This is a genomic window from Pseudoalteromonas sp. OF7H-1 (genome assembly GCF_022347825.1).
In the GTDB taxonomy this organism is placed as follows: domain Bacteria; phylum Pseudomonadota; class Gammaproteobacteria; order Enterobacterales; family Alteromonadaceae; genus Pseudoalteromonas; species Pseudoalteromonas maricaloris.
Map to the genome: position 1 here is coordinate 152430 of NZ_JAKRFX010000004.1, position 22530 is coordinate 174959.

Annotated in this window: 23 protein-coding genes; 11 read left to right on the forward strand and 12 right to left on the reverse strand. The window is 42.4% G+C overall.

The annotated features are described in order from the left end of the window. Positions 1–118: 118 nt before the first annotated feature. Together MHN30_RS06715 and MHN30_RS06720 are read left to right on the forward strand one after the other, a co-directional pair. Complete coding sequence (locus tag MHN30_RS06715) at positions 119–1522, forward strand: coniferyl aldehyde dehydrogenase (RefSeq protein WP_239359029.1); 1404 nt, start codon at positions 119–121, stop codon at positions 1520–1522. A 205-nt stretch (positions 1523–1727) separates the two neighbouring features. After that, positions 1728–2102, forward strand: a complete 375-nt coding sequence (locus tag MHN30_RS06720; RefSeq protein ID WP_069019316.1) for a glyoxalase/bleomycin resistance/dioxygenase family protein — start codon at positions 1728–1730, stop codon at positions 2100–2102. A gap of 178 nt (positions 2103–2280) precedes the next feature. On the opposite strand, the gene MHN30_RS06725 is transcribed toward MHN30_RS06720, so the two are convergent. Both MHN30_RS06725 and MHN30_RS06730 read right to left on the reverse strand, forming a co-directional pair. Further along, positions 2281–2448, reverse strand: a complete 168-nt coding sequence (locus MHN30_RS06725; protein WP_069019315.1) for a DUF2986 domain-containing protein — start codon at positions 2446–2448, stop codon at positions 2281–2283. Positions 2449–2647: 199 nt separating this feature from the next. Then, positions 2648–3373, reverse strand: a complete 726-nt coding sequence (locus MHN30_RS06730; protein WP_045989895.1) for a tetratricopeptide repeat protein — start codon at positions 3371–3373, stop codon at positions 2648–2650. A 140-nt stretch (positions 3374–3513) separates the two neighbouring features. On the opposite strand from MHN30_RS06730, the gene MHN30_RS06735 reads away from it, so the two are divergent. Then, positions 3514–4299 (forward strand): DUF6279 family lipoprotein, encoded by a 786-nt coding sequence (locus MHN30_RS06735; protein ID WP_239359030.1) that lies wholly within the window; start codon positions 3514–3516, stop codon positions 4297–4299. Between the two features lie 6 nt (positions 4300–4305). On the opposite strand, the gene MHN30_RS06740 is transcribed toward MHN30_RS06735, so the two are convergent. From MHN30_RS06740 to MHN30_RS06750, 3 genes are read right to left on the reverse strand one after another with little or no spacing between them, the layout of a single operon-like run. Further along, a complete protein-coding gene (locus tag MHN30_RS06740) occupies positions 4306–4947 on the reverse strand; it encodes a flavin reductase (protein WP_239359031.1) in 642 nt (213 codons plus the stop codon). Positions 4948–4954: 7 nt separating this feature from the next. After that, positions 4955–5680, reverse strand: a complete 726-nt coding sequence (locus tag MHN30_RS06745; protein WP_239359032.1) for an SDR family NAD(P)-dependent oxidoreductase — start codon at positions 5678–5680, stop codon at positions 4955–4957. Continuing rightward, complete coding sequence (locus MHN30_RS06750) at positions 5673–6062, reverse strand: DUF393 domain-containing protein (protein WP_239359033.1); 390 nt, start codon at positions 6060–6062, stop codon at positions 5673–5675. Before MHN30_RS06750 ends, MHN30_RS06745 begins: the two co-directional genes overlap by 8 nt. 125 nt (positions 6063–6187) lie before the next feature. Between MHN30_RS06750 and ppc the strand changes: the two genes are divergently transcribed. From ppc to cdd, 3 genes are all read left to right on the forward strand, one after another. Further along, positions 6188–8821 (forward strand): phosphoenolpyruvate carboxylase, encoded by a 2634-nt coding sequence (gene ppc / locus MHN30_RS06755; RefSeq protein WP_239359035.1) that lies wholly within the window; start codon positions 6188–6190, stop codon positions 8819–8821. Between the two features lie 266 nt (positions 8822–9087). Next, positions 9088–9405, forward strand: coding sequence for a hypothetical protein (locus MHN30_RS06760; protein ID WP_232288019.1), 318 nt, complete (start codon positions 9088–9090; stop codon positions 9403–9405). Positions 9406–9448: 43 nt separating this feature from the next. Beyond that, positions 9449–10315 carry a cytidine deaminase gene (gene cdd, locus MHN30_RS06765; protein ID WP_239359037.1) on the forward strand — a complete coding sequence of 289 codons (867 nt, stop codon included), beginning with the start codon at positions 9449–9451 and terminating at the stop codon, positions 10313–10315. 26 nt (positions 10316–10341) lie between these two features. Here cdd and udp read toward each other — a convergent pair whose 3' ends face one another. Beyond that, positions 10342–11100 (reverse strand): uridine phosphorylase, encoded by a 759-nt coding sequence (gene udp / locus MHN30_RS06770; RefSeq protein WP_010373142.1) that lies wholly within the window; start codon positions 11098–11100, stop codon positions 10342–10344. Positions 11101–11490: 390 nt separating this feature from the next. Here udp and MHN30_RS06775 point away from each other — a divergent pair, with 390 nt between their 5' ends. The 3 genes from MHN30_RS06775 (at position 11491) to MHN30_RS06785 (ending at position 14556) form a co-directional block, all read left to right on the forward strand. Continuing rightward, positions 11491–12270, forward strand: a complete 780-nt coding sequence (locus tag MHN30_RS06775; protein WP_010373139.1) for a DUF2189 domain-containing protein — start codon at positions 11491–11493, stop codon at positions 12268–12270. Between the two features lie 296 nt (positions 12271–12566). Next, positions 12567–13679, forward strand: a complete 1113-nt coding sequence (locus MHN30_RS06780; RefSeq protein WP_045990324.1) for an arginase family protein — start codon at positions 12567–12569, stop codon at positions 13677–13679. Positions 13680–13845: 166 nt separating this feature from the next. Further along, positions 13846–14556, forward strand: coding sequence for a transporter substrate-binding domain-containing protein (locus MHN30_RS06785; protein ID WP_130165444.1), 711 nt, complete (start codon positions 13846–13848; stop codon positions 14554–14556). Positions 14557–14572: 16 nt separating this feature from the next. Here MHN30_RS06785 and MHN30_RS06790 read toward each other — a convergent pair whose 3' ends face one another. Next, positions 14573–14815, reverse strand: a complete 243-nt coding sequence (locus MHN30_RS06790; protein ID WP_017216709.1) for a VF530 family protein — start codon at positions 14813–14815, stop codon at positions 14573–14575. Between the two features lie 32 nt (positions 14816–14847). Further along, positions 14848–15129 (reverse strand): DUF1496 domain-containing protein, encoded by a 282-nt coding sequence (locus MHN30_RS06795; protein ID WP_010605335.1) that lies wholly within the window; start codon positions 15127–15129, stop codon positions 14848–14850. Between the two features lie 60 nt (positions 15130–15189). On the opposite strand from MHN30_RS06795, the gene MHN30_RS06800 reads away from it, so the two are divergent. Then, positions 15190–15420 carry a TIGR02647 family protein gene (locus MHN30_RS06800; protein WP_010373121.1) on the forward strand — a complete coding sequence of 77 codons (231 nt, stop codon included), beginning with the start codon at positions 15190–15192 and terminating at the stop codon, positions 15418–15420. A gap of 74 nt (positions 15421–15494) precedes the next feature. Here MHN30_RS06800 and maiA read toward each other — a convergent pair whose 3' ends face one another. Both maiA and hmgA read right to left on the reverse strand, forming a co-directional pair. Then, positions 15495–16121: a maleylacetoacetate isomerase gene (gene maiA / locus MHN30_RS06805; RefSeq protein ID WP_205992122.1), complete on the reverse strand. Its 627-nt coding sequence runs from the start codon at positions 16119–16121 to the stop codon at positions 15495–15497. An 8-nt stretch (positions 16122–16129) separates the two neighbouring features. Continuing rightward, positions 16130–17425, reverse strand: a complete 1296-nt coding sequence (gene hmgA, locus MHN30_RS06810) for a homogentisate 1,2-dioxygenase (protein WP_130165447.1) — start codon at positions 17423–17425, stop codon at positions 16130–16132. Positions 17426–17537: 112 nt separating this feature from the next. Between hmgA and MHN30_RS06815 the strand changes: the two genes are divergently transcribed. After that, complete coding sequence (locus tag MHN30_RS06815; RefSeq protein WP_130165448.1) at positions 17538–18023, forward strand: MarR family winged helix-turn-helix transcriptional regulator; 486 nt, start codon at positions 17538–17540, stop codon at positions 18021–18023. A 401-nt stretch (positions 18024–18424) separates the two neighbouring features. Here the strand turns inward: MHN30_RS06815 and MHN30_RS06820 are convergent, their stop codons facing one another. Together MHN30_RS06820 and MHN30_RS06825 are read right to left on the reverse strand one after the other, a co-directional pair. Then, a complete protein-coding gene (locus MHN30_RS06820) occupies positions 18425–21589 on the reverse strand; it encodes a TonB-dependent receptor (RefSeq protein ID WP_069019303.1) in 3165 nt (1054 codons plus the stop codon). Between the two features lie 34 nt (positions 21590–21623). Further along, a complete protein-coding gene (locus tag MHN30_RS06825; protein WP_039495059.1) occupies positions 21624–22484 on the reverse strand; it encodes a S1/P1 nuclease in 861 nt (286 codons plus the stop codon). Positions 22485–22530 lie beyond the last annotated feature (46 nt).

Below are 22530 nucleotides of genomic sequence, written 5' to 3' on the forward strand. Positions count from 1 at the left end.
CATCGAAAGGCAACTCGGTCATACGCAGCCTGCCTCTATAGTAAAACCTAGTTTTTTGAAGATAGACCCGTTGTTTTTTCCTTGCTATATTCAAATTAGACATTAGCAGGACCTGATAATGATTGAAGATAATACCAGCACCCTAATAGCCACATTTACCCAGTTAAAAAGTCGCTTTAACCAAGATCCTTACCCCGCGCTTGAAAAGCGTTTACGTCTATTAACTGAAATAAAATCACGTATGTTGCAGCGGCAAGATCAATTAGTCGAGGCGGCAGATCAGGATTTTGGTACTCGGAGTCGATTCGATACCGTGATTGCAGACATCATGCCTTGCATCAATTCGATTGATTATATCGCGAAGCACCTGCGCAAATGGAGCAAAGTGCAGCATCGTTCACCTGGTGCGCAGTGGCTACCATCTAAGGCAAAAATTGAGATTGTGCCAAAAGGAGTCGTGGGCGTGATAGCCCCATGGAATTATCCTATTCAGCTAGCGATTGTTCCCGTTATTACTGCCCTCGCTGCTGGAAACAAAGTCATGCTCAAGTTGAGCGAGTTCACTCCCAAGGTGAATGCGGTGATAAGAGCCATTTTTAAAGGATTGAACAATGAAGTGTGCGTCATTGAAGGTGGACCTGATATTGCCGCGACTTTTACTGAGCAGCCTTTTGATCACTTGCTATTTACAGGTTCAACAGCAGTTGGCAAAAAGGTGATGGCGGCTGCGGCTAAAAATCTCACACCGGTCACCTTAGAGTTAGGGGGGAAATCACCTGTTATAGTGCTTGATGACGCTGATATCAGCGCCGCTGCGATGAGTGTGTTAATGGGTAAGCTCTCTAATTCAGGTCAAATCTGTGTTGCACCAGATTATGTGTTAGTGCACGAAGAAAAATACGACGCATTTATTGCTGAGCTGAAACAGCACTACGAAAAAACATATAAAACAAAAGTAGGTGTAAAAAACCAAACTTCAATTATTAACGACAGACAATTTCAGCGCTTAAACGACATTATTATTGATGCCAAAAGTAAAGGCGCGGATGTGTGGCAAGCTGAGCCAGCACGCGACAATCGTCAGCTTCCTCTGCATATCATCACCCAGGTCAACAAAAGCATGAGGGTGATGCAAGAGGAGTTATTCGGAACGATTTTGCCTATCCTAAAAATTTCCAACTTAAATGATGCGATTAGCTATATTAGGGAGGACACCACACCGCTTGCGAGTTATTTGTTTACACAGTCTCAAGTTTCCATGAATAAAGTGTCAAAGGAGCTCGCAACGGGGACTTTAGCGATCAATGAAACCATAGTGCACGTGGTTGTTGAGTCTTTACCCTTTGGTGGCCTAGGTCACTCTGGTATGGGTCAATATCATGGGGAAGAGGGCTTTTATACCTTTAGCCATAAAAAGCCCATTCTCCAATCCAATAATACTAAATGGCGTAATAAGATGCTGCTTAGCCATTCGAAGCTGCTTACAAAGCCTTTAGAGTGGCTCTTTTTGAGGAAAAAGTAGCGTTAATGTGTTGAGCAAAGCGCCATTACATATAGAGATCCAATATACTTAAAGATAAGACTTAGCTTGAAATATCAGTGGTTATTTTTATGGGACTTCACTATATCAACAGATAAAAAAGCTGATGCTAGAGAGAGTGCTGGCTCAGCCCAATATTCAGGCTAACACGATACAGGATTACAGTTTCAGTCAGGAAGGAGTTCACATGAATACTAAGGTTAAGTTCACAGCTGGTCGTAATATCGCCATGAAGCTGCCGCCTCATCAGTACGACGCAACACTTCAGTTCTACAGAGATGTCATCGGCCTCAAAGAAATAACAGAGCATGCTCCATCCGTTGGTTTTGAGTTTGGCTCCAATAATCTCTGGCTCGACAGCGTACCTGGTATCAGCCAAGCCGAAACATGGCTCGAGATTGTTACCAATGATATTGCGGCAGCGTCAGAGCACCTCAAAGCTGCTGGCGTCGTACGCTGCGATGAAATCGAACCGTTACCTGAAGGATTTCAGGCATTCTGGGTGTCAAGCCCTGCATCGATTATCCACCTTGTTTGCAAAGACTCAGAGTCATGGGAGTAGTGACATCTAACACGTGTGAATTTTCACTGTGCAAACCAGCAAATCAATTTTAATTTGATAGCAGAGATCCTCATCTAACGTTGGAAGATTGATTGAGGTAGGCAAGAATGCAGAATCATAGTTAAAAAGTGATTGAAATTAAAGCAGTTAATGACGAGCTGACACAAAACTCGGGCAATTAATGTTCATTGTTTTCGCTATTTAACTCCTCACTGTTTTGCTGTGCTGCGATTTTTTCACGCTCTGCTTTTGAGATGTAGCGCGGTTTGTTGCTTTTGTGGAGTTTAGCATTAGCACGCTTGTCTTTTTTCTTTAAGGTTTCGTAAATTTTCTTTTTGCGATTCATTTTCACAGCTCATTATGGATGAAGTGCTAGTTTACCTTAGTGTTAGCGGGTTCAACAATGTAAAAAGATTGCCGCAGTTAACAATGAGCATGACTGTTACCTAGGTGTGACGATACTGACCCAATCTTAATAAGGAAAAATAACAAAGGCCTCGCAGGAGACCTCTATTGTTTAACACTTTTCTTAATCTAAGCTTAGATTATTTAGTACGTGTTTCTGCTACGTATTTACCGGCTTGAATTCGCTCGTAAATACTATTAGCGAGTTCTTTTGCTTGTTCGATTTGTGAAGGAGAAAGCTGTTTCTCGTCGAGCACTCGGCTCTTTGTCGCTTCAGCATAACCATTAAACTCCGCTAACGTATTCCATACGTACGAGCGTTCAATACTTTTCTCGACTCCTAAGCCCTGAAAATACATGAGTGCTAAATTAAACATGGCTAAGGTGTAGTTGTTTGCGGCGGCTTTTTCATACCAGTTAAGTGCGTGGCGGTAACTTTGCGGTACACCGTCACCGTTTGCATACATCAGCGCTACGTTAAATTGCGCAGCTGGCATGTTTTTGTTTGCCGCTCTGGTCATTAGCTCAACATATTTTGAGCGGTCCTTTTTAACGCCGCGACCTTCGTCATACATGACTGCTAGCGCAAACATTGCGTCGGCTTCACCAAGTTTAACGGCTTGTTGAAATAACTCTGCCGCTTTACGTGGATTTTTGACGACACCGTAGCCGCCTTCATACATTACACCGAGTTGATAAATGCCCGGGGCGTAGTTCATTTCAGCTAAATAATTGAATTCTTGTAGTGCTTCTTCGAACCTGCCAGCATTGAGTGCATCTATGCCTTCTTCCAATCCAGCTGTTGCCAAAGGTGCTTGGCTTAATAGTGCAATGGCGATACATGCTTTTGAAATCCTGCCTAACATCATAGACCTCCTTAAGGTAGCTATGCTAACTATGTTGTTAGTTATTCTAATGCCAGAAACACAGATTTACAAAATACAAATCTAAAATGGCAGATACTGCGTTAATATAAGGTCATAAAAACAAAAATTGAGGCAATGGGATGAAGAAATTAATAGCACTGGCGCTATGTTTACTGTGTTTGGCTGGATGTAGTCAAAGATTGGCCTATAACAACTTAGGATGGTTAGCGAGTTATTATATTTCCGATTATGTTGAGCTGACGGATGAGCAAGAGGAAAAGCTGGAGGCTGATGTAGAATCTTTGGTTGCTTGGCATCGACAGTCAGAGCTACCAAAATACAAATCTCATATCCAATCATTGTTGAAGCACTGGCAAACCATGACCGAGAGTGACGTGGTGCATATGGTGTATACCACAAGAAACTATTGGTATTCCGTCGTTGAAGCCGTATATTCCAAGTTAGAAACACACCTAAATTCGCTTAACCGTGAACAGCGAGAAATGCTGATAGCCAACATAGAAAAAGAAATGTTGGACGATGACTGGGAGGAAGGAGACCAATTTAACCGCTATGAGCGTTGGCTTGGTGATTTGAGTGATAAACAAAAGGAGCTTATTAACGAATATTATGAGCAAGGCGAGTTTGCGCGTCAGGTTTGGCGTGCACATGAACAAAGACGATTTAGCCAGTTTAAACAAGCCATGTTACTAAGCGGCACTGAGCAAGTTTCACTTGAGCTGTTGCAGCAAGCGATAGTTACTACGCCCACAGCACTGCCTGAGCGCATCCTAGATATTCAAGCAAGGCGAATAAAAGAGTATGCAAATCTTGCTGTTAAACTCAAAGACACCATGAGCGACAAACAAAAGAAGCACTTCAAAGAAGAGCTCGAAGAGTTACTTGAGCTCTTGGAATCCTTGTAGAGGGGCTCAGCCAAGTAGCTTAATTCTGGTTGGCTTGTTTGGTTTTGCATACTCCAAACGATTAATACGTTTGGTACTGTGGTAACCATCTAAACTGGAAATAGCAATACTATCGAGTGCCTCGATATCAATATAGCCGTCTTCGAGCAAAGCGCTTTCTTCAACGTGAAGCGACTCAATTTCGCCTATTACCAGCTCGGTGTCGTTGAGCTTGATGGTTTGATGATCTTTGAGTGTAAGCCCGTATTTTAGTCTGCTTTCCTTGACGAAAGGAGCTGGAAAAGCATTTAAATACTCGGCGGTTAATCCTGTTTGTTCAAATTCTGATTGGTGCTTTTCATATCTGGCTGAGGTTTGATGGGCTGCCATATAAATTTGAACATTGACTTGATTAATGGTGTATTTTTCAGTCGCTAAGATGTTTTCCAGTGTGTGCCTAGGTACGCTATGAGGCCTAAAAATCACACCTACGAGTGCCGGGTTGGCACCGAGGTGGAAAACGGAGCTGACGATAGACAAGTTTTCTTGACCTGTTTCATCAACTGTTCCAATTAAGTTAGCGCTTTTGAAACCCGACAGTGAATTTATCATCAATGCGCGATAACGCTCGTCTAAGGTTTTAATATCGTCACTTGAGAAGTATTTCATGATGTGTTCACCATTCTATTAATTTATTTTGCCAGTCAACATAGCTCACCGTGCCATCTGGGTGGCTATTTGCGATGATGCCGCTAAGTTGATGTGCCACAAATTCCGGCGTAAAGAGTTTTTCATCCGGGACATTGGCTTGAAAGGGTTTTGAAAGTGGCGTGTCAGTCGTGCCTGGATGGAACAAAATGAGCTTAATATTTTTTGCCCGACGCGCAAGCTCGACAGCCGCGGATTTAAACATCATATTAAGTGCAGCCTTTGAACTGCGATAGCTGTACCAGCCGCCCATCCGGTTGTCACTGATACTTCCAATCCGGGCAGAGAGTGCCGTAACTACGCATGGCTGCTTACCTTTTAAGGCTGGCAGTAAAGCTTGCAACCAAAGCATGGGGATCATGGTATTGATATTAAACAGCGCCATGCTGTATTCAAGATCAATGTCTTCAAGCTTTTTCTCTGGGAATGTATCAAACTCGTCATGGAGTAAGCCATTAAAAATGGTGACGCTTATAATCGTTAACTCTTGCTCGAGAATACGGCTCACAACTTGTTGAATTTGTGCTTTAGAATAATCACACTGAAAATGCAGGTTATTGGCATGTAGAGCCGTTTTAGCTTGCCTAGACACCGTGATCATTTTTACGTCGGGACTTTGTTCGGTTTGCGCTTGTATAAAGGCATCAGCGATCGCTGAACTTGCACCAATCACTATGATGGCGACGTTAGTCACGATTGCAATCTCCACTATTTTGTATACAGCACTGATTTGGGGCCAGAAGTTTAGAAATTTTCATTCTGTGCCTTGCAAAAAACAAGTAAACGCCGTCTGCAATTGTTCGGATGATGGGTAATCTCAGTAATTTTATCCAGCGATGTTTGCCAACTTGACCCCAAGCCGCTGCGGTAACATCTAGTCCTAAAATTAGCTTGCCTTGGCTATCATAACCGTGGAGTTTAGCCATAGCCGCTTCATGCTCTATCTCAGGAAACTCGGTAGAGAAGCGATTATCGTGAATGTTCACTAAGTCAATTTTATTGTGTTGGTCGAAACGTTTAAGTTCATTCATTTCCCCTACACACAGCGGACAGTTACCATCGTAAAATACAATCATTCGCTCACTCGAATAATACTTATCTTTGTCATGTTATTACGTTAACGTCTTGAAAATAGATCGTTCGCAAATCAATTTATTCTCGGTATAGTGGAGTTCGAGTATCTTTTCATCAAGGAGATTGTATGACTGAGCAATACGCAAGCCTACGTAGTAATGTGAGCCTTTTGGGGCAGATGTTAGGGCAAATTATTCAACAAGCGCAGGGTCAAGAGACGCTAGACAAAGTTGAAGAAATTAGGCACCTAGCAAAATCCTCGCGGAGCGGTAATGATTCAGATAGGCAAGCGCTGATTGACACCTTACGTAGCCTAAGCGATGAAGCGCTACTTCCTGTTGCTCGCTCATTTAATCATTTCTTAAACCTTGCGAATGTCGCAGAACAATTCCACACCATTTCAAAATCAGGCTCTCCAGACGGCGTGATGATCGAAGTCGATAAGGCGCTTGATGAATTGCAAAGTAAAGTCGATGCTGGCGCGCTGACACTCAATGAAGTAGCAGATGTAATAAGCAAACTAAAAATCGATTTGGTGCTAACCGCTCACCCAACGGAAGTAACACGCAGAACCATCATCAATAAACACGTTGAGTTGAGCGAATGTTTAAAAGTGCTTGAGGTGACCTCAGGTGAGGATCCTGTTTACGATGAGGTCATTGACCGCATTGAGCAGTTGATCTCACAAGCGTGGCACACAAGCGATATTAGAGAAAAGCGACCTACGCCATTGGATGAAGCAAAGTGGGGGTTCGCGGTTATCGAAAATAGTCTTTGGGAAGCCGTGCCTAAGTTTGTTCGGTATTTCAACGCCCAAGTGAAAACGCGATTAAACTTACAACTACCCGCCAATTTTAGTCCTATCCAGCTGACTTCTTGGATGGGGGGGGATAGAGACGGCAACCCGTTTGTTACTTCTCATGTAACGCAATCTGTGCTTGATCACGGCCGCTGGATGGCGCTTGACTTATATCGTCGTGATCTAGAAATCTTGGGGGCAGAACTTTCGATGAGTAATGCATCCGCAAGCTTTATAGCGCGAGCGGACGGCAGTAATGAACCTTATCGGCATGTGCTAAAGCAAGTACGCGCTGAGGTAGAAGAAACCATTGCAGCATTGGAATATAAAATCAAAGGCACGCCTTCTCATTATCAGGACAAGATTAAACAGGTCTCACAGATAAGAGAGCCACTAGAGGCGTGTTATCGCTCGTTGGTTGATTGTCGCATGGCTAATATTGCCGATGGTTTATTGTTGGATGTATTAAGACGAATTGACTGCTTTGGCGTGTCTTTATGTAAGTTAGATATTCGTCAAGATTCCGCCAGACATACCGAAGTGTTTTCTGAATTAACGCGCTATTTGGGTCTTGGCGATTATGCCCAGTGGCAAGAAGCAGACAAGCAAGCTTTCTTATTAACCGAACTAAGCTCGAGACGACCGTTACTGCCGCGTCATTGGCAACCTTCTTCCAATGTTCAAGAGGTGCTAGAGACATTTGCAACGATTGCGGATCAAGACCAAAATGCACTTGGCATTTACATTATCTCAATGGCGCAAAGTGCCTCAGATATTCTCGCCGTACATTTATTACTCCAAGAAAGCGGATGTAAATTCAACTTACCGGTAGCCCCGCTATTTGAAACGCTGGATGATTTAAATAACGCACAATCAGTGATCAGCGGGTTATTTGAGAACACTTGGTATAAAGGCACGATTGGTGCCAAGCAATATGTCATGATCGGCTATTCCGACTCTGCAAAAGACGCAGGAATGATGGCGGCAGGATGGGCGCAGTATGATGCAATGGAAAAGCTGGTTAACCTTGCTGAAGCGAAGGGCATCGAGCTGGTGCTTTTCCATGGCCGCGGAGGCACGATTGGTCGTGGAGGTGCGCCTGCAGCACAAGCGCTGAGATCTCAGCCTCCTGGGTCGCTAAAAAGTGGTTTGCGAGTAACCGAGCAAGGCGAAATGATCCGCTTTAAATTTGGTTTACCCAAAGTCGCGATGCAAAGTCTATCTATTTATACCAGTGCGATTTTACAAAGTAATTTGTTGCCGCCCCCAAGGCCCGAACCGAAATGGGTAGAGGTAATGGAGACGATTAGTGAAGCTTCCTGTAAAAAGTATCGCAGTATTGTTCGAGAGAATCCTGAGTTTGTTCCTTACTTTAGAATGGCAACGCCAGAACAAGAGTTGTCTAAATTACCGCTAGGCTCGAGGCCTTCTAAACGTAATCCAAACGGCGGAGTAGAGAGTTTGAGAGCTATTCCTTGGATTTTCGCATGGAGTCAAAATCGCTTGATGTTGCCTGCTTGGCTGGGGGCAAAAGAAGGTCTTGAAGCTGCCGTAGAAACGTTTGGTAAAGACATGCTGCAAGAAATGAGCGCAAAGTGGCCATTTTTTAGAACCCGTTTAGAAATGCTCGAAATGGTATTCTGTAAAGCTGATCTCTGGCTCAGCGAGATGTATGATGCAAGTTTAGTTAGTGATGACTATATAGGCCTAGGGGATGAATTAAGAGACAACTTGCAGCAAGCCATCGAGCTTATTCGCGGCCTTGCGCCAGAGTCATCGTTGTTGTCACAGCAACCTTGGATCAAAGAATCAATCGGGCTGAGAAATCCGTATACCGATCCTCTAAACTTGTTACAAATAGAACTGTTAAAGCGTGTGCGCGAAGAAACCAATCACGATTTGGAACTGGCACTTATGATCACGATGACAGGGATTGCGGCGGGAATGCGCAACACAGGTTAGTGCAACAATTTGAATAATCTATTTTTGTAAAATTTTACATTTATAAGCATAACAGCTACAAAACCAATCCCAATGGATTGGTTTTTTTATTTTGGTTGGTTTTTTATTAGTATATTTATTGACAGTAATTCTCATTGATTTAAAATGCGCGGCTGGTTTAACCAGTCGTTTTATTTGTTTTATTCAAGAATTGTCGGTTGATGGGTCTACGATACATGCACAAAATTTCTACTAGCGTCACATTTGATGAGTGTAATGATCTGATTATGATGAAGGTCAGAGGCATTGCGAATGCAAACGATGTGGTCTCGGCATACGAGAAAGCCAATCTATATGCAAAAAAGCATAATAGTAGCAAAGTATTAGTGGATGTGAGTGAACTTGAACACCGCTTTGCTGCGATTGATATTGTGAACATAATGCCAAAAGTTGCGCACAATATCGGTAATTTACACATCGCGCGCGTCGTTGGTTTTGAAGGTTATATGCATGACCTTTTTCTACAAAAAATTAAGCGTTTTAATATCAGCGCTGAAAACTTTGAGTGTTTTAAATCTGCAAGAGAATGGTTGAGTCGACTGTAACTCTTGCGTAAACTATCCTGCCATAGATAAACATGACAACAATATGGCAAAGATAGAACCATCAATAAAAAGTGCGTTAACGCAATACGCCATTGCCCATCGTGGAATATTTAGTTATTCCCAGCTAGCACAATATCAAAACCGTTTTCACTTATCTGGATCTGAGCTTGAGGCTGCTTTACTTGAAGTTGCAGCTGAGTTTGCTACGCCTCCTATTTCACAATTTTATGTTGGTGCCATTGCTTGGGATGATAAATCTCAACAAGCGTTTTTAGGCGCAAATTTAGAGTTCTCGCATCAGGCGCTTTCTTTGGTTGTTCATGCTGAGCAAGCGGCAATTAACAATGCGTGGTTAAATGGCGCAACTGAAATCTCTAAAATGACGATCAATGCCGCGCCCTGCGGATTTTGTCGCCAATTTATGAATGAGCTAAGCACCGCAAAGGAGCTTGAAATTTTATTGCCGACAGGGAAAACCTCGTTGTGTGATTTGCTGCCGACTTCGTTTGGTCCGGACGATCTGGGCAACAGTGAAAAACTCTTTTCTCAAGCGCAACATCTTGCTGCGAATGAAACATCGCCTGCATCAATCAGTGCGGAGCTTTATCGGCATTATCTGCGCGCTTATTGTCCTTACACACACAACCAAAGTGCAGTGGAAATTAAACTAGGCACTGGCGAGTGCTTTTATGGACGTTATGCTGAAAATGCGGCTTATAACCCAAGCTTATCGCCATTACAAAGTGCACTAAGTCAATTAGCGATGTCGGGTAAAGTATTATCTGAGGTCAATGTAGTAGGGATCACTCTGCTAGAAAAACAGGGCTGTGCTAACCAGTTGCAAGTAAGCTTAGCAGTTTTAAAAGCATACAATGCTGAGCATTTGCTTACACATATAGAGATTGAGTAATCACTCAATCTCTACGCTTAGCGCTATTATTTCGAAAGTAATAGTTCAGCAGCTTTTAATACTGCAGTGACGGCTTTCTTTTCAACGGCTTGATGGTCGACATTGGGGATTTCTTGGCGTGTTCTGTTTACCAAGACGCCCGCAAGACAAGCTGCCTTCAATCCAAGTGCTGCACACATGGTAAATAATGTCGCAGATTCCATCTCATAGTTCATCACATTAAGCTTTTGCCATTCTGCACACGAACCTTGATACGCCTTTCTGACGTAGCCTGAGTATGTGTCGTAACGTTCTTGCCCAGGGTAGAAAGTATCGCTAGAGGCAGTGATCCCAACGTGATGAGTAATGCCCAACGATTCACAGGCTTGTACCATCGCTGAAGTGGTGTGGAAATCAGAAACCGCAGGAAACTCGATAGGCGCAAAATGCTGGCTAGCGCCATCTAAACGCACTGATGCCGTGCTCACCAAAATATCACCTTCATTGATATGTGGTTGAATAGCGCCAGTCGTACCTATGCGTAAAAAGGTAGTGATACCAAGCTGTGCTAATTCTTCAACTGCGATTGACGTTGATGGGCCGCCTATACCTGTTGAACAAATTACCACAGGACTTTTATTTAAAAAGCCAAGGTAAATATGAAATTCGCGAGTTTGTGCTAAGCAGACTGGAGAATCGAGATATTCGGAAATGCGTTTTGAGCGCTCGGGATCACCCGGAACAATTGCCAGTGAAGCGCCTTGTAGGTCGGCTTTCGTAAGACCTAAGTGAAATACCTTTTCCATAGTAAACCTTAGTTATAATTAAAGCGTAATGTTTATAGTTAATGCCTATCAAGTACAGGACAGATGTCCTATTTAAGCGTGACGTGTTTAAATTATAGCAACCGAAGTAAGTAAATTATTTTTAAGTGGGGAAGTCGTATTAGTAGTACCGTTCTTGCGTGCTGCTACCGCTAATGAATCACTACATAAGGTACCTAAATCCATATAGGCAAGGCAAAAATTTTGCTATTTAGTTGTTCTTAATGAGAAATTTTTAACGAAGCTTATATTATATTTTGCCCTTCAAATTGGTTAGAGAATTAATACAGCTGGTATTATAGCTCGGGATAGCTTGCAGGATTGTCGATGTTCCACTAAACCTTAACATGAGAGCAACAATGAGGAATGGTTATGCCTGCTACACATTCTATAAATAAAGATAACGAATTTGCGCGTTGCTTTGAGTGCAACAAAGTCCCAACCATGGCGCCGTTTCACTGGCTCGCATTAGCGTTTAAAGATATTGCAAATGCGCCATTACTTAGCCTAGTGTATGGACTTATTTTTACCCTTATACCTGCTTTTATCATGTGGTTAGTGTACCAATCAGGTACTCACTTGGTAATTCTGCCTGCCGCTGTCGCCTTTGCGCTTATCGGGCCTGCTTTCGCTGCTGGCTTGTATGATGTAGCGTGGGAGTTGGAAAAGGGCCATAAACCAACATTATCACACAGCCTTAAGTCAATGTTCCGTAATCCGGCTGGCGAGTGGGGGTTTGCGGTGTTACTGATGGTCATTATGATTGTTTGGATGCGCCTAGCTGCACTTATCCATGCATTATATCCAAATGTTCCGAATCCAACGTTTGAACAACTTTCGGCATTTTTAGCACTCGGCTCTATAGTGGGAGGCATTTTATTGGTGTGTGTATTTGCGATCTCAGCGTTTACCCCGCAAATAATGATGGAGCGCCGAGTGGATATTATGACTGCTGTAATAAGCTCAATGCATGCGGTGAAGGAAAATGTCGGCGCTATGGTGGTGTGGTGTGGGATCTTAGTGCTTCTGGTGATGCTTGGGTTTGCAACTGGAACGGCTGGCTTTATCGTTATTATGCCACTACTTGCGTACGCGAGTTGGCATGGCTATATCGCTGTAATTAAAACAAAAGTGCCGCGTCACTACGAATAACTAAACACCCTCTATGAATAAACAACCGCAGCCTCAACGCGCATAGTTGGTACTGCGGTTGACTTCCTATTTGAACCTGTTATATGTGCTGCAACAACGACCTAACGAACAGTCAATGTCTTCCGAAAACGAAGTTAGAAATCGAGAAAACCTTTTGATTTATAAGTTTTTTTATTTTTAATTTATCGTTTTTACTCATTTCAAGCCAATCGTATTTTGTGTGTGAAGCAAAATATAAAGCGCAATAGGGAAGAATTTTCTGGGTCGCATGATTATGCATATAAGAGGGGATAGCGATGTCTGAGAGCAAAAAACAATTCCATAAAAAACTTGAGCACTGTTTATGCCCACCGGGTGATGGTGTGTTTACAGTAAACACAGCGAAAGAAAGAAAAGACGCGCTAAGACAAAAGCTATATGGACAAACAGAAGGTGTTGATACTTTATGGAAAGCGTCACTGGAAAAATTGGGCGAAAGTGAACATAAAGCGGCAATTCTTGGGATCAGTTCGGATTGTGGCGGTGGTATTTTACGCGGCGCTAACTGGGGTCCACTATTTTTGCGTTCGACATTAATTGAGCAACAGCCGCAAACGAGCGCGTTTGACCTTGGCGATGTGCGTGTTATTCCACATTTACTACACGACAAATATTTAAACGAGAGCACGATCAGTAATTGTCAAAAGGCACTTTATGCTGACCCAGAGAGTGAGTATTACGTCTCACCATTATCTATTACAGAAGATGTGTGTGATGGCTTTTACGAAAATTACCCAGATAAAGGCGTGTTTGGCATTGGTGGTGATCACTCAATCAGCTACCCGTTAACAAAAGCGTATCTTAAAGCAAAGCGTGCTCGTGGTGTAAAAACAGCGATTATCCATTTTGATGCTCACACGGATTTACTTGTTGAGCGCTTAGGTATCGATTTATGCTTTGGCTCTTGGTGTACGCATATCCTAGAGTTTTTACCTGCACCCCATCACTTAGTACAATTTGGGATCCGCTCGAGTGGCAAACCTAAGTCTCATTGGGAGTCTACATTCGGTGTTAAGCAGCATTGGGCTCATGAGATCAGAGAGCGTGGTGCACAAGCGATTGTAGATGAAGTTATTGCACAGCTAAAGGCTGACGGTGTTGAAGAGCTTTATGTTAGCTTTGACATTGACGCACTTGATGAAGAGTTTGCTTCTGCAACGGGTACTCCAGAGGCAGGCGGTATGACTCCAGACGAAGCGATGTTAATTCTACAAGCGCTGCGTGGTGAGTTTAAAATCACAGGTGCAGACATGATGGAAATTGCCCCATTTACCGATAGCTCTCTTGTTGGACAAACGAGCTCAGAAACCACGCTTAAAGAAGGTGCTAAGCTGAGTGCATTTTTGATTGATGCTATCAACAATAGCTAAAGTAATTATGTAGCTCTGTGATAGGCAGGGGCATCCTTGCCTATCACTCATTCACTTCGATAAGTTACCCATAACTCCCATCTACAAGAAGCCATTCTATCTCTTTAAAAATTGCTCAACCTTTAAGTTAAGACTATATTATTCAAGTAGCTATGGGGAGAGTTTCATGAAGGGTGCACGCTCTTTTGGTCTTTGTATTTTGCTGATGAGTTTCAGTGCGCTTGCCTACACGCTAAATATAGTCACTGAGAACTTTCCTGACTTCCAATACCTTAATGAAAAAGGAGAACTAATTGGGCGTTCAGCGGATAAAGTCAGGGCGGTGCTTGATGACTCTGGCATTGATTACACCATCAACGTACTTTCATGGCCTGCAGCCTATAATGCTGCATTAAGAAAAGAAGATACCTGTGTGTTTTCAACAGCCAGAAATACCATCCGCGAAAATGAGTTTACTTGGGTATTTCCCATTGACACTTTTACCACCTCTTTTTATGCGCTACGTGAAAGCAAAATCAAGCTGAATAAACTAGAAGATGCGCAAGCTTATCGAACAGCGGTGATCCGAGACAATTTTAGCCACCAATTTTTAATGGAACATGGTTTTCAAGAAGGGAAGCAGCTGATCCTGATTAATTCTTTTGATAAGGTTTTTGAGCTACTCAAGACGCGCAAAGACTTTGTTGATTTGGTGGTATTAAGTGATGCCCAGTTTAGGTTTCGAAGTGCAAAAGAGCAAACGGCTCAATTACTTGAGCCGGTATATACATTAGATCAGTTTAATACGTCTCTTTATCTAGCCTGTAATAAAAATGTTCCCAAGCACATTCTTGATAAGCTTCAGGAAACTTACAACGTGCTTTATGTAGCCAAATAAACTTAGAGAAAACGGGTTATTTTTTTATATCTGGCCACTGAAAGCCGTGGAAGGTATCTAGATACAGTTGCTCCACTTTGGTTCTTGCCCAAGGTGTGCGACGCAAAAACTTGAGACTAGATTTAACGCTTGGATTATCTTTGAAGCAGTTGATATCTACGGCGGCTGCCATTTCTTTCCAGCCTAGCTGCTGTTCAAGTTTTACAATAATTTCTTCTAACTTGATACCGTGAAGGGGGTTATTTGCTTGGGTTGTCATCTTCTACTTCTATATAACTTTAGATATTACGCCTAGTTTACCCTAATTTTATCCGAAATTTCAGGTCTAATTGGTGCACCAGACGCATCAGCCTTTACCCACACAAGTTTGCCATTGTCTTCGTTATACTTTTTCGTTGCACAGACAAACAGCATGTCAAACTGTAGCAATAGTGCGCCTTCGCTATATGACTTTCCTTCATACCAACAGACTTGCTTTGGTATTTCTCCATATAACCTCAAATCAGCGGGCGTTGTCGCCAAAACAGGCAGTGAGATCAAATTAACAGTGATTAAACAAATTAAAAACTTCATCAAATTTGGTTTTTTGAACTAGAGTGTTAGATGACTATAGAAGAATAAGGAAAAATGACAATGGCATTAGACCAAAAATTGTTGGATGAGTTGACCTTACTAGCTAGATTTCCAAGACATAGTTTGCATCAGGGGATAAAAATTCATAGCAGCGCGCCTGAAGGTATACAAGGTGCCGCGATGCGGCTATTTGAAAAAGGGGTCATTGACAGCCCCGATGGGGGTTATTTGACTGATCTTGGTCACGACCTTATTGGCCATTTTGATCATGTCTATAGCGCGTTGAAATAACAAACGTTCGTTTGATTGAAAGAGTGATATGCTTAGCATGTCACTCTTTTTAGTTGGCTTATCGTTTACTAGCCTTATTGTGCGTCTAATTGATTTTCAGGCGCCGCATCAGAAAACGCATCAAGCGTATTACAATATTCGTACACTCGACTGATCTTAGGAAATGCAGTCATATCAACTTTAAAACGCAGGGCATTAAACACTTGTGGTACTAAACAAACATCTGCGAGTGTGGGCTCCGTGCCAAAGCAAAATTGACCGTCACCTATCATAGGTTCGATCTTTTTAAAGCCTTCGATAACCCAATGGCGATACCACTCATTTTTTTGCTCATCAGATGCACCTAGCTCACTTGAGAGATATTTAAGCACACGCAGGTTATCGATAGGGTGGATATCACAGGCTATGGCGTAGCAAAAGTTTCTTACCTGCGCTTTTTGCCAAGGATCTTGTGGTAGCAATGCTTGGCCTGTTTGGGTTTCTTCTAGCCACTCCAATATTGCTAAAGATTGTGCAAGAACGCCATGCTCAGTTTCAAGAGCCGGTAGTAACCCTTGACCGTTTTTACTTAAATATGCCTCGCCGCTTTGCTCCGATTTAAGCAGGTTTACTGGGACTAACTCGTGGTCTAATCCTTTAAGATTTAAAGCAATACGCACACGATAGGCTGCAGATGAGCGAAAATAAGTATAGAGTTTCAACATAATCTTTATGCTCCTTTAAAGTACTTTTTAATGCCTTTCCAGCAATCAGCATAGTTAGGCTGACGCGCTTTGCCTTCTAAAGCATACTTAGTTGGAGAGATAATGTAACGTGACTCAAACATAAACGCGAGTGTGTTTTCATAGCGCTGTGGTGCAAGCTCTGCATTACTCGCCTTTTCAAATACATCCGCTTCTGGTCCATGTGGAGACATACAGTTGTGTAGACTCATGCCACCGGGCACAAAACCATGTTCTTTGGCGTCGTATACCCCTTCAATTAAGCCCATAAACTCACTCATGATATTACGGTGATAATAAGGCGGACGGAATGTATTTTCTGCCACCATCCAGCGCGGTGGGAAGATCACAAAGTCTACGTTTGCAACACCTGGTGTGCCTGATGGAGAAGTCAGTACAGTAAAGATTGACGGATCTGGATGATCAAAGCTTACGGTGTTCATTACGTTAAATCGTGCTAAATCATATTTGTATGGGGCGCTATTACCTGTCCATGCAACCACATCAAGCGGTGAGTGGCCAATCTCACAGCGGAACAAATTACCATTAAACTTTGCAACGAGTTCAAAATCACCTTCTTTGTCTTCAAAGGCGGCAACGGGGTATTGAAAGTCACGTTCGTTGGTATAGCCATTCGCACCAACGGGGCCTCGTTCAGGCAATATGTAAGGGTGTCCGTAGTTTTCACAAATATAACCACGCACCGTATCGCTTAAAAGCTCTACACTGAATTTGATACCTCGAGGGATAACGGCAATCTCACCTGGTTTAATTGCGAGTTTTCCACACTCAGTGTGTAAAATGAGTTCACCTTGCTGCGGGACGAATAACAACTCGCCATCCGCATTATAGAAATAACGACCTTCCATTGATGCGTTAGCAACGTAAACATGAATACCAATCCCGCTTTGGCCATTGGCACTGCCGTTAGCTGCCATCGTCACTAAGCCATCGATAAAATCTGTTTTTTCTTGTGGTATATCGATAGGGTTCCAGCGCAACATGGAAGGGGGGGTAATGGCTTCAGTTATTGGTGCCGTGCGCAATAGGCCATTATCCATCGCTTCATATTCACCTTGTAAAACAGAAGGGCGAATACGGTAGAACCAATTTCGACGATTATCAGCACGAGGTGCTGTAAAAGCGGTGGTGTTATATTGCTCTGCATAAAGATCGTATTTTACTTTTTGCGGTGAAAATTGACCAATAGGTAAAGCGCCCGGCAGTGCTTCACTTTCAAATTGATTACCAAATCCAGTTAAATATTGAAGTTCTTGGCTCATGTGTCTCGACTCCTTTGTGTTTTATAGTAAGATACTCTCATGTGAGAGTATTTTCAATATTTGTCAACTAGTCGCTCTGTAAAGTTATAGTGACAGTTGGGAGTGTGAAATAATGTCTAAAAATAATGAAAAACTGCTGAATATAAACGAATTTTTGCCGTATCAACTGGTTTCACTGTCAACAAAAGTGAGCAACGACTTTGCGCACGTCTATGAACAAAAGGGAGAATTAACGCAGCCACAATGGCGTGTGTTATCTCATGCAATACAGAAGAAGGGGAGTACCGCAAAGCATATTTGTGAACTGGCAAGCATGGATAAATCAACCGTTTCAAGAGCAATTAAGCAGTTACAAGACCGAGAGTTGATTGAGATGTTAGTGAGTCCAAGTGATAAACGTGCAAAAACTATTGCAGTGACAGAGCAAGGAAGAGTGCTTTATCAAACGTTAACGCCGCTTGCATTGGCATGGGAAACTGAGCTACTTAGTTGTTTTAGCGATGAGCAGAAAGAAAAGTTCGTACAACTACTGAAATTGTTACAGTCCGCAGTAGATGAAAAAGAGCTTGATCACTCGCTTAGAACAAGCTCTATATAGTAAAGTACCGCCGAATGTTATCTCGTACGGTTTTCTGTACATGATATTATAGTCATATAGATCATGTAGAGCATGGATATTTCAAATGCGCTGCTTTTTAGTGAATGATTGGATAGAGAGATGATTAAAAAATCAATAGCTATGCCTAACATCGTGACTACAAAGCCGATAAAAGCTTTACGTTTTAACATAATTTATCCCTTATCATATTGATAATCCCTTCATTTTAACATTTAGTATGGTTGCTTCTTCAGAAGCAATGACTTGTCCTGTATCTATTATATTTACTATCAGGAATTTATAAAGGTTAATTAATTGGAAAATAATCTTAAGCTGGATTAAATATAAAAAAGGCCAACTTTCGCTGGCCTTTGGGAGATTATCTAATTACGTGTTAGATATTAGAAGTTGTAGCGTACGCCAATCTTGATGCGGTAAGTTGAGTCTTCTGCTTCAAACTTATAGTCGCTAGTAATCGGTGCGCCGATGATGTACTTACCAGTCGCAGGGTCGATATCCATATTTAGCGTATTACGAGTGCCAAAGTCTTGCGTATAAACTTTACCAGCTGAAGAATCAATCAGGTTTAGTAAGTTGTTCACTACGAAGTAAACTTCACCTTTATGATCTTTGGTGAAACCTGGAAGTTCCTGAGAAACATACAGATCCATAGTCGTTGTCCAAGGCGATGTAGCTGCGCTACGGTCAACGAAGCCACCCGCATAGCCAGACAGACCTAAGCTCTCATAATGAGCAAGCACTTCTGCCTCAGTTGTACCTTCGTAACGAAGTACGTTTGCATCGTTTGCCGTTGGAACATAAGCTAGGTAGTTACCGCCGAACGTAGAGCCAAAGCCTGAAGGCTGAATTAGATCTTGATCGAAGAAGCGACCACCAGTTAGGTTTTGCCATCTTGTTAGGTGGCTGTATGCTGAACCTGAACGGCGTTCAAAGAATAGATTGAAATTCGTTTTATAGTTTTCAATGAACTCTGTTGAATAGCCAAGGTTTAGAACAAAACGGTGCTCAGTTTCATAAGAAGAAGTACCGATTTGTGTCTCTTGGTGATCCAAGAAGTGACCGTAGCGGTAGTTACTACGACCAGTCGATGAACTACCTGGGTTACCTTCAGTGATATCTTGGTGAGTATAAGACATATCAAACTTGAAGCCATTATCCCACGTTTTAGAAAGACCAGTACTTAGGATAATTGAACGACCGTTTTTATCTGCGTTCGTTAGCATAATCTCAAGTTCACTGGTATCGTAGAATGGTAATGCACCATCAGCAGTAGAACCTACTACATCGCCTTCTTGAAGAAGTGCAGCATTTACCCATTCAGCGGTATTTTCTTTATCTGTGAAGATTGCAGTCGTAGTCCACGCGAATCCGTCACCAAGGCCTGGGATGTCAAGTGTTACATCCGCATTTAGCATATAAGTCCACTGTGATGGAATGTCGAAGTTAGGATCGATAAAGTTCGAAACTGAACCACGATTCGCATTGTTAATACCTTCGATAGCTTCTGGCGGAATAGTATTTAGGATATTTGCTGGAGCAGTAACATCACTAGCAGAGAAGTTTTGACGACTGAAGCCATCGTTTGAGTAAGAGTTTGAGATCCAAACGTTAGGGTTACCACCTGCATAACGACCTACGCTACCACGGATAGTTACGTCTTCGTTCATGTAGTAAGTGAAACCTGCACGAGGCAACCAAATGTCAGCGCCATCTAGGTTATAAGTGTTATCAAAACCCGTTCTGTCCAATACGTCTTGGTTGAACGCTGGTTTGTCGTCAGAGCCTAAACGCTCGTAACGAAGACCAAAGCTAAACGCTAGTTCATCGCTGAAGTCCCAACGGTCGTTCACGTATAGTGCAAGGTCTTTACGTTTGAATGCCGCTGCAACTGCATCAGGGTTATTGCCGATACCGTTGCTATATGTGTATCTTGAAATTTGGCGTGCAGCAAAGTCTTCTAGGCTGTTAAATGTGATAACACCCTTAGAACCATCTAGATAAAGGTTTTCAACGTCTAGAATGTCATACTTGATACCGAACTCTAGTGTATGTTCGTCAAGTAGGTAAGTACCGTCAAACTTGAATGTTGTTAGGTCGTTTTCTAGTGAGTTTGAGTGGCGGCTAGCATCTGAACCAAAGCTGATGTCACCTGTAACACCATCACCATCTACGTCGATGTTGCTGATGCTGATATCACCTAAACCAAGTGCGCTATCAAGTGAAATCTGACCAGTTTCAACAGATTTGCTTGTGATACTGATTTGCGTTGAGAAATCATCTGTCCAGTCAGAGTATAGTGTTGAGCTGAAGTTATTTAGTTTTTCAGATTTATTGTACCAATAAGTGCTTAGGTGTAGATCATCAGCATCATCAGTCATGTTGTTTGTGCGGTTACCTTCATTGAACATGTAGATAAAGTTTGCACGATGATAGTCGTTGATGTTCCAATCTAGTTTGATGATGTATTTTTCATCTTCTAGTTGTGGTTGAGTGTCTGCACCACCGATGTTATCAACACCATATACTTCAGAAGCAATTTTGCGTACTTCTGCTAAGTCGTTTTGTGTGATTTTTGTCTCGTTAGCGCCAATACCAGAACCTGCAGGGCCCCACTCAATTGACTGAGGAGATTCATACTTTTCGTAAGCACCGAAGAAGAATAGTTTGTTTTCGATAAGAGGCGCACCGATTGAGAAGCCATAGTTCTCTTCTTCAAACTCTAGTGGAACTTCTTTACCATTGTTTTTTGGAGTACCTGCCCAGCTGTCAGTCATTTTCTCATAGAAAACGCTACCAGTGATTTCGTTAGTACCAGACTTAAATACCGCGTCAACGTTACCACCAGTAAAGCCGCTTGATTTAGCATTTGTTGGTGCTACTTGAACGGTTACTTGGTCAAGTGCGTCTAGAGGGAATGGGTTACGTTGTGTTGGGTAACCACCAGAGTTAAGACCGAAGTCATCGTTTAGTGGAATACCATCAACAGTAATAGAGTTTGTACGCGGGTTTGAGCCTGCGATTGTCATTGAGCTGTCGCTACCAGGTTGGATAACAACTAGCGGGTTATTTCTTACTACGTCTTTAATATCACGGTTGATACTAGGCGTGCTCTTGATTGCATCTGCACCGTAATAAGTGTCGTTTGCAGAGGAGTTAAATAGTACTGGAGTACCAGTAACTACGATAGACTCCATTTGCAATTCGCTTAGCTGCTGGTCGATCTTTTGTGCTTCGCCTAGTGATAGGTAAACGTTACGCAGCTCAGCGTCACGGAATTTGTTTGAGTCGATAGTGATGGTATATGGACCACCAACGCGAAGACCTGATGCGTTGTACGTACCAGTGTCATTCGTTGTAACAACGCGGCGTGTACCTGTCGGTTCGTGAACGATGATAATCTTAGTGTCTGCAGCTGGATTACCTTGAGGTCCTACAATCTGTCCTTTGATAGACGAAGATGTATCTGCCGCAACCGCCATGCCACTCATGCCTAAACTTGCAGCGATAGCAAGCGTAAGTGCATTTTTGCGAAGTTGGATTTTCATTATGTTGTTTCCCGTGTTAGTAGGTTATTTTAAACTAATGGTTAACTGTTATTTTATTTGCTGATTTCAATGATGAAACCAGCGGTTTAGAATTAGGATCATAAATTTGGTTTAATAGGCCAGCTAATCTAATGCCACCTTGTTGCAGCCTAAATTTAATTGTTGGCATATATTTATAAATGTAACCGTAACTTATTTCAGTTTCATTGCTGTTATAAACTTTTTCAGCAATATTATTTGACTCAAGCAACCAATCCGCTGGCGAGCTGTCTAAGTATTCAGCAATTATTTCATTATTTGTGGTTTGAATAAAACGTGTAAACTCGGTAAATGAAAGATTCTCATTTTCGATTAATTTGGTGTCCCAAGTGCTGTGTAAGTTTGAATCACTGCCAAAAAATTTTACTTTAATCATGTTACCGCCACGGTCTTTGCCGCGACCTGCGTGAAACGGTTGATGACTGTCACCTACAAGGTGAACCAGGAAACGGAATGCAAAACGCTTTTCATCAATTGATTTGGATTCTGATTTTAGCGTATTGATGGAATAGTAGATGCCATCTAGGATGTGTTTTACTTTTTCTTTGTCATTCAAATCGGCATGAACGTGCTCATGCATTGCTTTTGGGTTGTCGATGTTGATGTAATGCCACTTCGAAGATTGTTTACGCCAAAACGTGCCTGGATCCGAACGCATCTCATCAGCCCAAGTTGAAATTTCAGCCAGAGAGTCACCTTCTAATAAAGGTTGAATCGCAACGCGAGTCTGCTCGGTTAAATGTGCCTCAGCCAATTCGCCAATGATCCTATGACCATTTTGACCCCAGGCGTGTGCACTTGACGTCGTTATAGTCATCCCTACAGCGAAAAGTAATGACAAGCTTTTACGTAACATTTGTATCTCTTGTAGAAAAGGGAACAATCTTCCCAACCGAAAAGTG

Bases quoted from the DNA above. Each gene is read 5' to 3' on its own strand.
- MHN30_RS06720 (WP_069019316.1), top strand. From the start codon at position 1,728: ATGAATACTAAGGTTAAGTTCACAGCTGGTCGTAATATCGCCATGAAG.
- MHN30_RS06735 (WP_239359030.1), top strand. From the start codon at position 3,514: ATGAAGAAATTAATAGCACTGGCGCTATGTTTACTGTGTTTGGCTGGA.
- MHN30_RS06795 (WP_010605335.1), bottom strand. From the start codon at position 15,129: ATGAAGTTTTTAATTTGTTTAATCACTGTTAATTTGATCTCACTGCCT.
- udp (WP_010373142.1), bottom strand. From the start codon at position 11,100: ATGGAAAAGGTATTTCACTTAGGTCTTACGAAAGCCGACCTACAAGGC.
- MHN30_RS06760 (WP_232288019.1), top strand. From the start codon at position 9,088: ATGATGAAGGTCAGAGGCATTGCGAATGCAAACGATGTGGTCTCGGCA.
- MHN30_RS06800 (WP_010373121.1), top strand. From the start codon at position 15,190: ATGGCATTAGACCAAAAATTGTTGGATGAGTTGACCTTACTAGCTAGA.
- MHN30_RS06780 (WP_045990324.1), top strand. From the start codon at position 12,567: ATGTCTGAGAGCAAAAAACAATTCCATAAAAAACTTGAGCACTGTTTA.
- MHN30_RS06725 (WP_069019315.1), bottom strand. From the start codon at position 2,448: ATGAATCGCAAAAAGAAAATTTACGAAACCTTAAAGAAAAAAGACAAG.
- cdd (WP_239359037.1), top strand. From the start codon at position 9,449: ATGGCAAAGATAGAACCATCAATAAAAAGTGCGTTAACGCAATACGCC.
- MHN30_RS06785 (WP_130165444.1), top strand. From the start codon at position 13,846: ATGAAGGGTGCACGCTCTTTTGGTCTTTGTATTTTGCTGATGAGTTTC.
- MHN30_RS06750 (WP_239359033.1), bottom strand. From the start codon at position 6,062: ATGATTGTATTTTACGATGGTAACTGTCCGCTGTGTGTAGGGGAAATG.
- MHN30_RS06775 (WP_010373139.1), top strand. From the start codon at position 11,491: ATGCCTGCTACACATTCTATAAATAAAGATAACGAATTTGCGCGTTGC.
- MHN30_RS06825 (WP_039495059.1), bottom strand. From the start codon at position 22,484: ATGTTACGTAAAAGCTTGTCATTACTTTTCGCTGTAGGGATGACTATA.
- MHN30_RS06740 (WP_239359031.1), bottom strand. From the start codon at position 4,947: ATGAAATACTTCTCAAGTGACGATATTAAAACCTTAGACGAGCGTTAT.
- MHN30_RS06730 (WP_045989895.1), bottom strand. From the start codon at position 3,373: ATGTTAGGCAGGATTTCAAAAGCATGTATCGCCATTGCACTATTAAGC.
- ppc (WP_239359035.1), top strand. From the start codon at position 6,188: ATGACTGAGCAATACGCAAGCCTACGTAGTAATGTGAGCCTTTTGGGG.
- MHN30_RS06790 (WP_017216709.1), bottom strand. From the start codon at position 14,815: ATGACAACCCAAGCAAATAACCCCCTTCACGGTATCAAGTTAGAAGAA.
- MHN30_RS06820 (WP_069019303.1), bottom strand. From the start codon at position 21,589: ATGAAAATCCAACTTCGCAAAAATGCACTTACGCTTGCTATCGCTGCA.
- hmgA (WP_130165447.1), bottom strand. From the start codon at position 17,425: ATGAGCCAAGAACTTCAATATTTAACTGGATTTGGTAATCAATTTGAA.
- MHN30_RS06715 (WP_239359029.1), top strand. From the start codon at position 119: ATGATTGAAGATAATACCAGCACCCTAATAGCCACATTTACCCAGTTA.
- MHN30_RS06815 (WP_130165448.1), top strand. From the start codon at position 17,538: ATGTCTAAAAATAATGAAAAACTGCTGAATATAAACGAATTTTTGCCG.